Source organism: Methylorubrum sp. GM97 (assembly GCF_024347855.1).
Classification (GTDB): Bacteria; Pseudomonadota; Alphaproteobacteria; order Rhizobiales; family Beijerinckiaceae; genus Methylobacterium; species Methylobacterium extorquens.
This window is the reverse complement of the sequence record NZ_AP025942.1, coordinates 5,190,736-5,205,149: the sequence shown is the minus strand read 5'-3', so window position 1 is coordinate 5,205,149 and position 14,414 is coordinate 5,190,736. Positions and strand designations below refer to the sequence as shown.

Sequence of the window (14,414 nt, the reverse complement as noted above, 5' to 3'; positions counted from 1 at the left end):
TCAGGCCGTCGTCTCGCGCACGACGCCCCGGGCGATCAGATCGTCGATCGCCGCCCCGTCATAGCCGGCTTGGGCCAGGATGGCGCGGCTGTGTTCGCCCAGCAGCGGCGCGGGGCCGTGCACCCGCCCCGGCGTCGCTGAGAATTTGACCGGCAGACCGAGCGTGCTCATCCGCCCGGCGCGGGTGTGCTCGACCTCGACCACCATCTCGCGGGCGCGCGTCTGGGGATCGGCCTGCATCGCGAGCACGTCGAGCACGGGCCCGGCCGGCACGCCGCCGGCTTCCAGCCGCGCGAGCCAATCGGCGGAGGGCGCGGTGCGGAAATGCGGGGCCAGCACCTGTGCCAGAGCCGCGCGGTTCGCCATGCGGTCGCGGTTGGCCGAGAAACGCGAATCGGCGGCGAGATCCTCGGCGCCGAGCACCGCGAGCAGGCGCAGCCAGTTGGTCTGGTTGGCCGCGCCGATGGTGATCCAGCCGTCTGCCGTCTCGAATGCCTCGTAGGGCGCGTTCAGCGGATGGGCCGAGCCCATCGGCCCCGGCGCGACGCCGGTCGCCATGGCGATGGCCGATTGCCAATAGGTGAGGGTGATGCCGGCCTCGAACAGCGAGGTATCGACGATCTGACCCTCGCCGGTCTTCAGCTTGTGGACATGGGCGGCCAGCACGCCCATCGCCGCCAGGATGCCGGCGGTGATGTCGGTGACCGGCGGGCCGCACTTCATCGGCGGCCGGCCCGGCCCCTCGCCGGTGATGCTCATCAGCCCGCTCATGCCCTGCGCCACGAGGTCGAAGCCCGCGCGCTCGGCATAGGGCCCCGAGCGGCCGAAGCCCGAGAGCGAGCAGTAGACCAGCCCCGGAAATTCTTGTCGGAGAACGTCGTAGCCGAGGCCGAGCCGCTCCATCGTGCCGGCGCGGTAGTTCTCGATCAGCACATCGGCGTCGGCGAGCAGGCGCCGCAGCACCGCCTTGCCGTCCGCGCTCTTGAGATCGAGGGCGATCCCGCGCTTGCCGCGGTTCATCATCATATAGGCGGCGCTCTCGCCCTCGATTGCGGGCGGCACCGAGCGGCGGGTGTCGTCGCCACCCTCGATCTTCTCGACCTTGATGACCTCGGCGCCCATGTCGCCGAGCATCAGCCCACAGACCGGTCCGGCCATGATGTGGGCGAGTTCGATGACCTTCACGCCGGCCAGAGGGCCGGACTTCGCGGCTTCCGTCATCGACACTGCCTCGTCATGCCGCCCGGTCGAGGCACACGCACGACGCGAATCGAAAGCTGGCGAAGAGCCCATCACATCCATCCTCCCTTCGAGGGCCGGCGACCCCTCTCATGCGGCGCTGGAGCCGCGTGACGGATCAGCGATCACTCGCGTTTTGAATTGATTTTACGGACTCGATTGCCGGCGAGGCAACCGGTTTTGAATGCGATTTGCTGAGCGTGCGGGAAACAGCGGGGGTGTTCGACGCGCGCGATGGAACGCGCGGGCCGGCTCCCGGTTGTCGGCGAAAGCGTGGCCGTCGGAATGTCTCCCTTTCGGCCCTGTGGAGCGGAGGGATCGATGCGCGGGTTGAGCACGGCACTGGGACTGGCGGCGGCCCTCGCCGTGACGGCAGCGAGCATCGCTCCGGCGGAGGCGTCCTGCGCCCGCCGCATCATCAACAAATCCGGCTACGTCGCCCTCGTCAGCCGCGACGGCGGCCCCTGGGTGGCGGTGCGGCCGCACCGCTCGCAGACGATCCAGTACCATCACTCCGGACGCATCGACGTGGCGTTGACCTGCGGCCCGGGCGCCCTGCCGGAGCAGGCCGCCTACCGGGCGAGCTACGACACGGTGGCGATCATCGACCGCTGCTACATCCGCTTCGGCGACGGCTTCTTCGAGGAGCAGCTCGGCGGCGGCTTCATCGGCCGGAAGGATACGGGGCCGCTCGCCCTCAACAATCCGCGCCAGGGCGACCTCGTGGTCGGTCCGCAGGCCGGCGCCTGCCCGGCGATGGAGCGCGGTGCCATCCGGGCCCGTTATTAGCCTTGTGGCCGGGCGCGTGCTAACCCGCGCGCCCCGTCGTCAGCGACGACGCCCCGAGACGAGATTCATGCGCTCGATCCTTCCCCTAGCCGGAGCCATCGCCCTCGCCATGACCAGTGCCACTTCCGCCGCCCAGCCCGTCACGCTGCCCTCGGGCCTCAGCTACACCGATGAAGTGGTCGGCACCGGCCCCGAGCCGAAGTCCGGCCAGCAGGTCACCGTCCACTATACCGGCTGGCTCGACGAGGGCGGCGGCAAGCGGGGCAAGAAGTTCGATTCGTCGCGTGATCGCGGCCAGCCCTTCTCGTTCACCATCGGCGCGGGCCAGGTGATCCGCGGCTGGGATGAGGGCGTCGCCACGATGAAGGCCGGCGGCCGCCGCATCCTGACGATCCCGCCGGATCTCGGCTACGGCGCCCGCGGCGCCGGCGGCGTGATCCCGCCGAACGCCACGCTGATCTTCGACGTCGAGCTGATCGGCTCGCGCTGATCGCGAACTTCTCCGGCGCCTCTGCGGGCGCCGGATCCCGTGGGCGAAAGCCTCAGATGAGCTTGTGCTCGCGCGCCAGCGCCAGCAGATCGCGCTGCGGCCGGGCACCGATATGCTCGATGACCTCGGCCGCCGCGAGCGCGCCGAGACGAGCCGACGACACGTAGTCGATGCCGCGGGTGTAGCCCGCGAGGAAGCCCGCCGCGAACAGGTCGCCGGCCCCGGTGGTGTCGATCACCTCGCGCACCGGGAAGGCATCCACCGCCCGCACCTCGCCGCCGCGCACCACCAGCGCGCCCTGGGACGAGCGGGTGACGAGGCCGAGCAGGTGCGTGCCCTGCCCGCCGCGCTCCTCGCGCAGGGCCGCGACGGCGGCGTCCGGATCGTCGGTCTGGTAGAGGCTCTGCAACTCGCCGATATTGGCGAACAGGATGTCGATGCTGCCGTTGCGGATCAGCTCGAGGAATTCCTCACGGTAGCGACCGACGCAGAACGCGTCCGACAGAGTCAGCGCTACGGCGTTACCGGCTGAATGGGCGACCTTCACCGCCTTGCGGAACGCGTCCTTGGCGGCCGGCGGATCCCACAGATAGCCTTCGAGATAGGTGACGCGGGCCGAGCGCACGGTCGCCTCGTCCACGTCGTCCGGGGAGAGGCCCTGGCAGGCGCCGAGATAGGTGTTCATGGTGCGCTCGCCGTCGGGCGTCACCAGGATGAAGCAGCGGGCGGTGGTCGGCCCTTCGGTCGCCGGTGGCACGTCGAAGCGCACGCCCGTGGCCTTCAGGTCATGGCTGAACAGCCGACCGAGTTCGTCCTCGTGCACCTTCCCGACGAAGCCGGTCTTGGCGCCGAGCAAGGCCGCACCAACGGCGGTGTTGGCGCCCGAGCCGCCGGAGACGACGGTCGCCGGACCCATCACCTCGAAGAGGTTCTCGGCCCGCGGCTCGTCGACGAGCTGCATCGCGCCCTTCGTGACGCCCTGCTTAACGAGGAAATCCTCCTCGGCATGGGCGATGAGATCGACGATGGCGTTGCCGAGGACGAGGAGGTCGAGGGATTGGGACATCGGGCCGTCCGGTCTCGCGTGACAGATGGGCCGGGCCTGTCGCACCCCGCTCGGCAAGCGTCAAGCAAAGGCCGCCTCAAGGTTCCGCGAACAGGCTCGCTACGGCGAGCGTGAGGCCGGGCGGATCGAGCGAGAGATCGCCCGAGGCGGCGATGCGCGTCTCGATCAGGTCGCCCGTGCTGCGGCGGTGATGGATCACCGTGCGCCGCTCGGTGTCGAGGATGAGGTAGTGCTGCAGGCTCGGAAGGCGGAAGTAGCCAAGGAGCTTGGCACCGATATCGACCTGTTTCGTGCTCGGGGAGATGACTTCGATGACGATGATGGGCTCCGGGACGGTGATCGCATCCGGAGCGAGGCGTTCCCCGCAATAGACGAGGGCATCGGGTTCAAAGGCGGTTTGGGTGTCGATCGGAACGCAGAGACCGCCGGGCAGCATCTCGCAGGAAAGAGGGATCACGCGAAGCGCTTCGGACAAGGCGATCTGGGCAGCAAACTTCGTTTCGACATGCCGAACGCATTGATACGGCCTCGATACGATCTCACCATCTACGAGTTCGTAGCGCCCAGGCCGTCCTTCGGCCCAGTCGATGAACTCAGTAACGGTCGTCACTGCTGCAACGCCTTCACCTCGCATTGCGCGTAGTCCGAACTCGCCTTGACGTAGGCGTTGAGCTTCTGGACGTAAGCCCCTGCGACTGATTGGAAAGCCTGGGCCTGGGCGTTGTAGGCCTTGATCGCGTCGTTGTAGCTGTAGGCCTCCCAGCCGGGGCAGCCGTCCTTCTTGTCGAGGCAGGCGGGTTTTTCCGGGAGCTTCGGCTTTTCCGGCCGCGCCTCCGCCGGCGGGGGCATCGGCGGGGCGCAGGGGGCGGCCAGCGCCGGGCCCGCGAGGCCGGCCAGCGCCAGTGCCGTGATGATGCGTCCTGCCATGATCCGTCCCCGAGCCGTCGTCGCGAGGGTTCTGCCCGTCGAGTTGTGGCGGGAATGGGGACGTTGCCGGCACCAGCGTTAACGCACCGTCGCGCGAGATCGGTTAGAACGCGGCCCATGCCGAGCACGCCCCTTTCCGCCGCCGTCGAAGCCTTGAGCGAGGATGCCGCCCAGGCGCGCCATGCCGAGCTATCGAGGGCGATCGAGCGGGCGAACCAGCTCTACTACAACGAGGACGCGCCCGAACTCACCGACGCCGAATACGACGCCCTGCGCCAGGAGCTGGAGGCGATCGAAGCGCGCTTCCCCGCGCTGACCGGCACCACCGAGGCGAGCGCGGGCGTCGGCGCCAAGCCTTCGGAAAAGTTCGCCAAGGTCCGGCACGCGGTGCCGATGCTCTCGCTCGGCAACGCCTTCGCTGACGAGGACGTGGACGAGTTCGTGGCCCGCGTGCGCCGCTTTCTCAACCTGCCGGCCGAGGAGGCGGTCGCCTTCACCGCCGAGCCGAAGATCGACGGGCTGTCGCTGTCGCTGCGTTACGAGGCGGGCCGGCTCGTCACCGCGGCGACGCGGGGCGACGGCGAGGTCGGCGAGAACGTCACCGCCAACGCGCTGACGGTGGACGACATCCCGGAAACGCTCTCCGGCGAAAACATCCCCGAGGTGCTGGAGGTGCGCGGCGAAGTCTACCTGTCGCACGAGGATTTCGCGGCCATCAACGCGCGCCAGGAGGCGGCGGGCAAGCCGCTCTTCGCCAACCCGCGCAACGCCGCGGCCGGCTCGCTGCGCCAGCTCGATCCGGCGATCACCGCCTCACGGCCCTTGCGCTTCTTCGCCTATGCCTGGGGTGAGGTCTCCGAGCCCTTCACCGACACGCAATCGGCGGTGCTGGAGCGGTTCCGCGGCTGGGGCTTGCCGGTGAACCCGCGGACCAAGCTGTGCCGCTCGGCCGAAGAGATGATCGCGCATTACCGCACCATCGAGGCGGAGCGGGCGGGTCTCGGCTACGACATCGACGGCGTCGTCTACAAGGTCGACGACCTCGGCTTCCAGCGGCGGCTCGGCTTCGTCAGCCGCGCGCCGCGCTGGGCGCTGGCGCACAAATTCGCGGCGCAAGAGGCGATCACCGAACTTCTCGCCATCGACATCAATGTCGGCCGCACCGGCTCGCTCAACCCGCTGGCGCGCCTCAAGCCCGTCACCGTCGGCGGCGTGGTGGTGTCGAATGCGACGCTGCACAACGAGGGTTACGTCCAGGGCGTCGGCGCCGACGGCGAGCCGATCCGCGAGGGTCGCGACATCCGCGTCGGCGACACCGTGATCGTGGTGCGCGCCGGCGACGTCATCCCGAAGGTGCGGGATGTGGTGATCGACAAGCGCCCGGCAGATGCGGTGCCCTACGTGTTCCCGGATACCTGCCCGGCCTGCGGCAGCCGGGCCGTGCGTGAACTCAACCCGCGTACGAAAAAACTCGACGCGATCCGCCGTTGCACCGGCGGGCTGATCTGCCCGGCGCAGGGCGTGGAGCGGCTGAAGCACTTCGTCTCGCGCAACGGCTTCGACCTCGAAGGCTTCGGCCAGACTTATATCGAGGTGCTGTTCGAGGCCGGCCTCGTGAAGCAGCCCGCCGACCTGTTCCGCCTGGAGTTCGAGCCTCTGAAGGCGGCCATCGTCGCCCGGCGCGAAGCGCTGTCCGCCCAGCGCCGTGCCGAGGGCGAGCCGGCGCCGAAGAAGCCGACGAAGAAGAAGGGCGAGGAGGAGGACAAGGCGATCAAGAACCTGCTCGCCTCGCTCGACGCCCGCCGAACGATCCCGCTCAACCGCTTCCTGTTCGCCCTCGGCATCCCGCAGATCGGCGAATCGACGGCCAAGGCGCTGGCCAAGCGCTTTCCTGACATGCCCGCCCTGATGGCGGCCCTCGCAGCGGCGACGCGGGAGCAGGCCGGTCAGGACTGGCTCGAACTCTCGGCGCTCCCGCGGATCGGGCCCGGCACCCGCGACCGGCTGTTCGACACCCTCGATCCGCTGCCCGGCGAGGCGATGCAGGATCTGAGCCTCGGCGCCCGCCTGCGCGGACGGCTCACGCCGTCCCAGCGCGAGGCGGTGCTGGCTCATTACGGCAGCGAGGCGGAGGCCGACGCGGCGCTGGAGCGGGCTGCCTCGCAGCGGCCCGGCGACGCCTACCGGCTGTTCGCCGACGATGGCGAGATCGGCCCCGTGGCGACGGATTCACTGATCCAGTTCTTCTCTGAGCCGCACAACGACGCGGCGGTGCGGGCGCTGCTCGAAGAGGTGGGAACCGAACCGCTGGCCACCACGACCTCGGCGGCGGCGTTTGCCGGCAAGACGGTGGTGTTCACCGGCTCCCTCGAAAAGATGACCCGCAGCGAGGCCAAAGCCACCGCCGAGCGCCTGGGCGCCAAGGTCTCCGGCTCGGTCTCGGCCAAGACCGACCTCGTGGTTGCCGGCCCCGGCGCCGGCTCGAAGCTCAAGGACGCCGAGAAGCACGGGGTGAAGGTGGTCTCGGAGGACGATTGGCTGGCGATGCTGGCGGAGGCGTAAAGTTTCCCCCGAGCCTTGACCCCGCGCCCCCCACGGCGCAATCCGTGCCCCGGATCAGCCGGCCGGGCAGCCGCTCCGTCGTCAGACGGGGAGGAAAGTCCGGGCTCCATGGAGAGGCGGTGCCGGATAACCTCCGGCGGGGGCGACCCCAGGGACAGTGCCACAGAGAGCAGACCGCCTTGCGGAAGGCTTGTCCTTCGCAAGGTCAGGGTGAAAGGGTGCGGTAAGAGCGCACCGCGGACGCGGCAACGCGGACGGCACGGCAAACCCCACCGGGAGCAAAACCGAATAGGGGCGACACGCCTTCTCCGCGAGGGGAGGGCAGGCCCTCTCTCCAGGCTCGTCGCCCGGGTTGGTTGCTCGAGGCGGCCGGTAACGGACGTCCCAGAGGAATGGCTGCCACGTCCGTGAGTTCATCTCACGGGCCCTACAGAACCCGGCTTACAGGCCGGCTGATCCACCCGATCCGGCCGACGCGTGCGGTCCCGCGTCCGTCGGGGCAAGTGCTTCCCGAGTTTCGTGAATTCGGCCACAGCGCATCCGGCGCCAGCGGCGAGAGTTGCCATCGCTTGGCTTGGTAAACCTCAAGAAAACATCCCGGTCATTGACGCTCGGTTAACCTTGATGCGGTCAGATCAGAGCTGCCTGCATGGTCAAGCTCGTTGACGCGTTTCGAGGGCCCATGTTACCCCGCGCCATCCCGTTGACGCCCTGTTCTGGATCGGCCAACACTCGCCCAGGTTGCCTCGCGGGACTGCGCGCGCATGGCCGGAGCCGCTCGCGGATCGGCGTCGCCACTTCTCGGGCCGCCCTGCGGTCCGTCCATTCAGCAGGCTCCCATGATGCATCCCCCGCCGGGTGGCGCCCGAGCTCTCTACGGATTCCGCGAGAGCACCGTGGGGCGATGCCGATGAGCCGGGCGCCGCGCACGGCCAGAGCCGAGCTGCCGAAGGGCGAGCAGGCTCGCCACGTTCCCGTCCTGCTCGCCGAGGTTCTCGCCGCGCTCTCCCTCGACCGGCCGGGCCTGGCCGTGGACGGCACCTTCGGAGCGGGCGGCTACACCCGCGCGCTGCTCGAGGCCGGGCCGGAGGTGCGCGTGATCGCCATCGATCGCGATCCCACCGCGATCCGGGGCGGAGCGGACCTCGTGACTGCCTCCGGGGGCCGCCTGCGGCTGGTCCAGGGCCGCTTCGGCGATCTCGACACGCTCATCGCGGATCAGGACGAGGCGCAGGCCGATTGGATCGTGCTCGATATCGGCGTGTCCTCAATGCAGATCGATGAGGCGCAGCGCGGCTTCTCGTTCCGGCAGGACGGGCCGCTCGACATGCGCATGGGCGGGGAGGGCCCCTCGGCGGCCGACCTCGTGAACGGCGAGGAGGAAACCACGCTCGCCGACATCCTCTACCATTTCGGCGAGGAGCGCCGCTCGCGGGCGGTGGCGCGCGCCATCGTCGAGGCGCGGCGCCGCGCCCCGATCGAGACCACGGCGCAGCTCGCCGACCTCGTGGCCGGCGTGGTGCGGCCCGAGCCCGGCAGCCCGATCCATCCGGCGACCCGCAGCTTCCAGGGCCTGCGGATCGCGGTGAACGACGAACTCGGCGAATTGGTGCGCGGCCTGCACGCCGCCGAGCGGGTGCTCAAGCCCGGCGGCCGACTCGCGGTGGTGACGTTCCATTCGCTGGAAGACCGCATCGTCAAGCAGTTCTTCTCGGCCCGCAGCGGCCGGGCGGCGCAGGCCTCCCGGCACGTCCCGGGCGTGGAGCGGCCGGCCCCCAAGAGCTTCAAGCTGGTGACCAAGGGTCCGGTGCTGCCCTCCGAGGCGGAGACGGACGTGAACCCGCGGTCGCGTTCGGCCAAGCTGCGCGCCGGCGAGCGGACCGACGCGCCCGCGCCGCCGCCGCTGAGCGCCATCGAAACGCTGGCGAGCCTGCCGGCTCCACAGGGACGGGGGCCACGGCGGTGATCCGGCTTCTCAACGTGCTGGCGATCGTCGGGCTGATCTGCTCGGCGGTCTACGCCTACTCGATCAAGTACGACACGCTCTATCAGGCGGGTCAGGTCTCCAAGCTGAAGACCGGCCTGCACAAGGAGCGGCAGGCCATCGCCGTGCTGCGCGCCGAGTGGCAGCTCCTGACCCGCCCGGACCGGCTCCAGGCGGCGGTCGAGCGGCATCTCACCCTCGAGCCGATCGGCAACGGGCATCTCGCCCGGCTCTCCGATCTGCCGAACCGGCCCGACCGCGGCGATGAGATCGGCCGCCTGCTCGCCTCCACGGCGACCCCGACCGTGACCCCGACGGACAAGCCGGGGAGCGCCCGCGACGAGCCGCGCACCACCGGCTCCGTCACCACCCGCACCGTCTCCACCCGCCCGCCCGCGGTTTCGAGGTAGCGTCCCCGTGTCCCACGATCCTTCCCAGGAAGATCCGTCGCAGGAAGGTCCGTCGCAGGGCCTGCAGCACGAGCAGCCGGACGCGCTCGCGGCCGATGCCCCCGTGCCGGAGCCGGGCGCGGACCGGGTGGTGCGGAGCGAGCCTCCGGTCTCGGCGCTGACGCGGCTCACCCGGATCATGTTCCGTCTCGCCATCGAGCGCTCGCATGCCCGCGTGGCCCTGGTCGGCCTCGCCTTCACGGCGGTGTTCGTCACCATCAGCGTGCGGCTGATCGTGATGGCGGCGACGCCCGCGAGCAACAGCGACGAGCACCGGGTGGCGGCGGCCGCCACCACCGCGATCCGCCCCGATATCATCGACCGCAACGGCGAGATCCTGGCCACCGACATCCGCACCGTCTCGGTCTTCGCCGAACCGAAGCGGATGGTGCGCACCTTCGACACCGATGAGGCGGTCGAACTGCTGACCGCGGTGCTGCCCGAGCTGAACGCGGCGGAGCTGCGCGCCAAGCTGTCCTCGAAGAAGGGCTTCGTCTGGATCAAGCGCGAGATCACGCCGAAGCAGCAGCTCGAAGTCCACCGCCTCGGCATCCCCGGCGTCGGCTTCCTGCCCGACCACAAGCGCGTCTACCCGAACGGGGTCGCGGCCGCGCATGTCATCGGCGCGACGAACCTCGACAATATCGGCATCGCCGGCATCGAGAAGTACATCGACAACCGCGGCAACAAGGCGCTCAACGAATTCGGCCTCGTGGCCAAGCAGACCGACCTCTCGCCGATCCAGCTCTCCCTTGACCTGCGCGCCCAGTTCGCCCTGCGCGACGAGCTCGTGAAGGGCGTGGAGAAGTTCAAGGCCAAGGCCGGCGCCTCGATGATCCTCGACGTGACCACCGGCGAGGTCGTCGCGCTCGCCTCCTATCCGGATTTTGACCCCAACGAGCCGAAGGACGCGCTCTCGGACGACCGCATCAACCGGATGAATGTCGGCGTCTACGAGATGGGCTCGACCTTCAAGGCGATGACGCTCGCCATGGCGCTCGATTCCGGCAAGTACAACGTCAACTCCACCTTCGACACCCGCGGCGGCGTGCTGCACTGGGGCCGGCAGAAGATCCACGACTACCACGCCACCGGCCGCGTGCTGACGATGCCGGAGGTGTTCACCCACTCCTCCAACATCGGCTCGGCCAAGATGGCTCTCGGCGTCGGCGTGCCCGGCCACCGCGCCTTCCTCAAGAAGATGGGCCTGCTCGACCGGATGCGGACCGAGCTGCCGGAATCGGCTTCGCCGATCCTTCCGCCGCGCTGGGCCGAGATCAACACCATCACCATCGCCTTCGGCCACGGCATCGCGGTGGCGCCGATCCAGGCGGCGGCGGCGGTGGCGGCGATCATCAACGGCGGCGACCTGATGACGCCGACCTTCCTGAAGACCGACGAGCCGACCGCGCGGGGCAAGGCCAGCCACGTGATGAAGCCGGAGGCCAGCGAGGCGATGCGCTTCATCATGCGCCTCAACGCGGTCGAGGGCTCGGCCAAGAAGGCGTCGATCCCGCTCTACTACGTCGGCGGCAAGACCGGCACGGCCGAGAAGGTCATCAACGGGCGCTACGCCAAGAACCGCCTGTTCACGACCTTCATGGCGGCGGCGCCCATGGACAAGCCGAAATACCTGTTCCTGACGATCATGGACGAGCCGCAGGGCCTGCCCGAGACCGGCGGCTACGCCACGGCCGCCTACAATTCCGGCACGGTCACGGGCAAGATCATCGAGCGGGCCGCGCCGATCCTCGGGCTGGCACCGCGCTTCGATCCGCCGGTGAAGCCGTTCCCGCTGATGGTGAAGCTCGGCGCCTACCATGCGACCATGGTGGACGGGCAGTGACGGCAGCCTGTACCCCGTCGGCCTGACCCGCATGGACGCTTCCGAGGATTGTTTTGCCGATGAGCCAGCCGACGCCTGACGACCGGACTCTCGGCGACCTGTTCCCGGAAGCCGACCCGGCCATCGCCGGCCGCCCCGTTGCCGGGCTGACCGCCGACAGCCGTAAGGTCGTGCCCGGCGGCGTGTTCGTAGCGGTACCCGGTACCGCCGCCGACGGCCGGCTTTTCGCCGCCGCCGCGGCAGCGGCCGGCGCGGTCGCCGTGGCCGGTGAGGGGACGCGCCCAGCAGATCTGCCCGAGGCGACGGCCTGGATCGAGGTCGCGGATGCCCGCCGGGCGCTGGCGCTCGCCGCCGCCGGCCTCTCCGGGCGCCAGCCGGAGACGGTGGTCGCGGTCACCGGCACCAGCGGCAAAAGCTCGGTCGCCGATTTCGTGCGGCAGATCCTGTCGCGCCTCGGCCAGGAATCGGCGAGCCTCGGCACCGTCGGCATCGTCACCAACCGGGGCGCGGAATACGGCTCGTTGACGACCCCCGACCCCGTCACGCTGCACGAGACCCTGGCACGGCTGGTGGACGAGGGCATCACCGATCTGGCCATGGAGGCCTCCTCGCACGGCATCGAGCAGCGCCGCCTCGACGGGGTGGAGCTGACGGCGGCCGCCTTCACCAATCTCGGCCGCGACCACCTCGATTATCACCCCACCATCGAGGACTATCTCGACGCCAAGCTCCGCCTGTTCACGACGCTGCTGCCGAAGGGCTGTCCGGCCATCGTCAATGCGGACGGCGCCTATGCCGAGCGCGTCATCGGCGTGGCCGACGCCGCCGGCCACGCTATCCGCACCACGGGGCGCGGCGGCGACTTCATCCGCCTCGTCGAGGCCGGGACGGAGGGTTTCGCGCAGAGCCTGACGCTCGCCCACGCAGGCAAGGACTATCGCGTGCGCCTGCCGCTGGTCGGTGGCTTCCAGGTCGAGAACGCCCTGGTCGCAGCGGGTCTCGCCCTGGCGACGCCCGCGGGTCAGGCTGATCCGGCCGGCGTCTTCGCAGCGCTCGAAGGGCTCACCGGCGTGCCGGGCCGCATGGAGCGGATCGGCGAAGCGAACGGGGGCTTGTGCCTCGTCGATTACGCCCACAAGCCGGAAGCCCTGGAGCATGTCTTGAGCGCGCTCCGCCCCTTCGCCAGCGGGCGCCTCGTCGTCGTGTTCGGCTGCGGCGGCAATCGCGACGCCGGCAAGCGGCCGATCATGGGCGCCATCGCCGAACGCCTCGCCGACCGGGTCATCGTCACCGACGACAATCCCCGTAACGAGGAGCCTGCCGCCATTCGCGCCGCGATCCTCGCCGCGGCACCAGGGGCGGAGGAGATCGGCGACCGGGCCGAGGCGATCCGCGCGGCCGTGCGGGATCTGCGGGCCGGCGACGTGCTGGTGGTGGCCGGCAAAGGACATGAAACCGGCCAGATCGTCGGGCCACGCGTGCTCCCCTTCTCGGATCACGACACCCTGCGCGCCGCGATCGCGGAGTTGAACGGATGAGCGACGCCCCCCTCTGGACCCCCGCCGCCCTGGAAGCGGCCACCGGCGGGCGCCTGATCGGCGCGCCGCGTGCCGTCACCGGCGCCTCGATCGACACCCGCAGCCTGGAACCCGGCGACCTGTTCTTCGCCATCCGCGGCGAGGCGCGCGACGGGCACGACTTCGTGCGCGCCGCCCTGGAGAAGGGCGCCGGCGCGGCGGTGGTCGCGGAAGCCCGTGCGAAGGAATTCGAGGGCGCCGGCCCGGTGCTGGCCGTGCCGGGTGAGGGCGACGATCCGGTTCTGGACGCGATGCGTCGTCTCGGTCTGGCCGCGCGCGCCCGCACCGGGGCGGCGATCGTCGCGGTGACCGGCTCCGTCGGCAAGACCGGTACCAAGGAAGCCCTGCGCCACGTGCTCTCGGCGCAAGGCGCCACGCACGCCTCGGTCGCCTCCTACAACAACCATTGGGGCGTGCCGCTGACGCTGACGCGGATGCTGGAAGACACCCGCTTCGGCGTGTTCGAGATCGGCATGAACCACGGCGCCGAGATCCTGCCGCTGACCGCGATGGTGCGGCCGGACGTGGCGCTGATCACCACGGTTGAGCCGGTGCATATCGAGCATTTCCGTTCGCTCTCGGCCATCGCCGACGCCAAGGGCGAGATTTTTTCCGGGCTCAAGCCCGGCGGCGTCGCGGTGATCAACCGCGACAACCCGAACTACGAGCGCCTGCTCGCCCACGCGCAGGCCTCGCGGGCGGGGCGCGTCATCACCTTCGGCGAGCACGCGGCGGCGGATGTGTGCGCCCACCGCATCCTGACCCGCCCCGACGTGTCGGTGGTCGATGCCACCGTGATGGGCGTTCCCGTGACCTACCAGCTCGGCACGCCGGGCCGGCACGTCGCAATGAACTCGCTCGGCGTGCTCGCCTGCATCCACGCGCTCGGCGCCGACCTCGCCCGCGCCGCCCTGTCGCTGGCAAGCCTCAAGCCGCCGGTCGGGCGCGGCGAGCGCACGGCGCTTCGGATCGGGGACGGCGAGGCCTTCCTCGTCGACGAGAGCTACAACGCCAACCCCGCCTCGATCCGCGCGGCGCTGTCGACGCTTGCCGGCATCGACACCGGCGCCAAGGGCCGGCGCATCGCCGTGCTCGGCGACATGAAGGAGCTCGGCGCGGCGGGTGAAGCGCTGCACCGCGAACTGGCGGACGCGGTCGCCGCGAACGGCATCGACCTCGTCTTCGCCGTCGGCCCGCTGATGGCGCACCTGTTCGAGGCGCTGCCGATGCCGGTGCGGGGGACGGCCGCGCCGACCGCCGAGGGAGTCACCGATGCCGTCCTCGCGACCCTGCGGTCGGGCGATGCCGTGATGGTCAAGGGCTCCAACTCCATGCGCATGGTCCGCATTGTCGAAGCGGTGAAAGCCCGCTACGCGGTCGCGCCGGACCCGCGCGAAGCCTCGCTGAACGCGGTTCGCTAAGCTTCACTCCATCGGCCAGGCCCTCACGCCCGGCCGTTCCATCCGGCCGCGCGCAACGCCGTGC

General features: G+C 70.1%; 12 protein-coding genes and 1 other RNA gene. 9 read left to right on the top strand and 4 right to left on the bottom strand.

The features are described 5' to 3' along the window. Nucleotides 1-1,221: a CaiB/BaiF CoA transferase family protein gene (locus MSPGM_RS24080; RefSeq protein ID WP_003602249.1), complete on the bottom strand. Its 1,221-nt coding sequence runs from the start codon at nucleotides 1,219-1,221 to the stop codon at nucleotides 1-3. 339 nt (nucleotides 1,222-1,560) lie between these two features. Here MSPGM_RS24080 and MSPGM_RS24075 point away from each other — a divergent pair, with 339 nt between their 5' ends. Both MSPGM_RS24075 and MSPGM_RS24070 read left to right on the top strand, forming a co-directional pair. Next, nucleotides 1,561-2,028, top strand: coding sequence for a hypothetical protein (locus MSPGM_RS24075; RefSeq protein WP_015857599.1), 468 nt, complete (start codon nucleotides 1,561-1,563; stop codon nucleotides 2,026-2,028). A gap of 67 nt (nucleotides 2,029-2,095) precedes the next feature. Continuing rightward, on the top strand, nucleotides 2,096-2,518 hold the full coding sequence (locus MSPGM_RS24070; protein WP_261926035.1) for an FKBP-type peptidyl-prolyl cis-trans isomerase: 423 nt from the start codon (nucleotides 2,096-2,098) through the stop codon (nucleotides 2,516-2,518). Nucleotides 2,519-2,570: 52 nt separating this feature from the next. Here the strand turns inward: MSPGM_RS24070 and MSPGM_RS24065 are convergent, their stop codons facing one another. From MSPGM_RS24065 to MSPGM_RS24055, 3 genes are all read right to left on the bottom strand, one after another. Further along, a complete protein-coding gene (locus tag MSPGM_RS24065; protein WP_003602243.1) occupies nucleotides 2,571-3,584 on the bottom strand; it encodes an adenosine kinase in 1,014 nt (337 codons plus the stop codon). A 76-nt stretch (nucleotides 3,585-3,660) separates the two neighbouring features. Then, a complete protein-coding gene (locus MSPGM_RS24060) occupies nucleotides 3,661-4,218 on the bottom strand; it encodes a Uma2 family endonuclease (RefSeq protein WP_003602241.1) in 558 nt (185 codons plus the stop codon). Continuing rightward, nucleotides 4,191-4,511: a hypothetical protein gene (locus tag MSPGM_RS24055; RefSeq protein ID WP_003602239.1), complete on the bottom strand. Its 321-nt coding sequence runs from the start codon at nucleotides 4,509-4,511 to the stop codon at nucleotides 4,191-4,193. Before MSPGM_RS24055 ends, MSPGM_RS24060 begins: the two co-directional genes overlap by 28 nt. Before the next feature lie 117 nt (nucleotides 4,512-4,628). On the opposite strand from MSPGM_RS24055, the gene ligA reads away from it, so the two are divergent. From ligA to MSPGM_RS24020, 7 genes are all read left to right on the top strand, one after another. Beyond that, the gene (ligA, locus tag MSPGM_RS24050; RefSeq protein WP_003602238.1) at nucleotides 4,629-7,073 is read left to right on the top strand and encodes an NAD-dependent DNA ligase LigA; all 2,445 of its coding nucleotides are present in this window, start codon (nucleotides 4,629-4,631) and stop codon (nucleotides 7,071-7,073) included. 54 nt (nucleotides 7,074-7,127) lie between these two features. Next, nucleotides 7,128-7,533, top strand: an RNA gene (gene rnpB / locus MSPGM_RS24045) — RNase P RNA component class A. Nucleotides 7,534-7,983: 450 nt separating this feature from the next. Further along, the gene (rsmH, locus tag MSPGM_RS24040; protein ID WP_043707481.1) at nucleotides 7,984-9,039 is read left to right on the top strand and encodes a 16S rRNA (cytosine(1402)-N(4))-methyltransferase RsmH; all 1,056 of its coding nucleotides are present in this window, start codon (nucleotides 7,984-7,986) and stop codon (nucleotides 9,037-9,039) included. Next, entirely contained in the window at nucleotides 9,036-9,467 is a 432-nt protein-coding gene (locus MSPGM_RS24035; RefSeq protein WP_003602234.1) for a hypothetical protein, read from the top strand. Before rsmH ends, MSPGM_RS24035 begins: the two co-directional genes overlap by 4 nt. Nucleotides 9,468-9,474: 7 nt before the next feature. Then, nucleotides 9,475-11,352, top strand: a complete 1,878-nt coding sequence (locus tag MSPGM_RS24030; protein WP_003602232.1) for a peptidoglycan D,D-transpeptidase FtsI family protein — start codon at nucleotides 9,475-9,477, stop codon at nucleotides 11,350-11,352. Between the two features lie 59 nt (nucleotides 11,353-11,411). Then, nucleotides 11,412-12,890, top strand: coding sequence for a UDP-N-acetylmuramoyl-L-alanyl-D-glutamate--2,6-diaminopimelate ligase (locus MSPGM_RS24025; RefSeq protein WP_261926034.1), 1,479 nt, complete (start codon nucleotides 11,412-11,414; stop codon nucleotides 12,888-12,890). Beyond that, nucleotides 12,887-14,350, top strand: coding sequence for a UDP-N-acetylmuramoylalanyl-D-glutamyl-2,6-diaminopimelate--D-alanyl-D-alanine ligase (locus tag MSPGM_RS24020; protein WP_003603656.1), 1,464 nt, complete (start codon nucleotides 12,887-12,889; stop codon nucleotides 14,348-14,350). The genes MSPGM_RS24025 and MSPGM_RS24020 overlap by 4 nt, the downstream gene beginning before the upstream one ends. The last annotated feature ends 64 nt before the right edge of the window (nucleotides 14,351-14,414 follow it).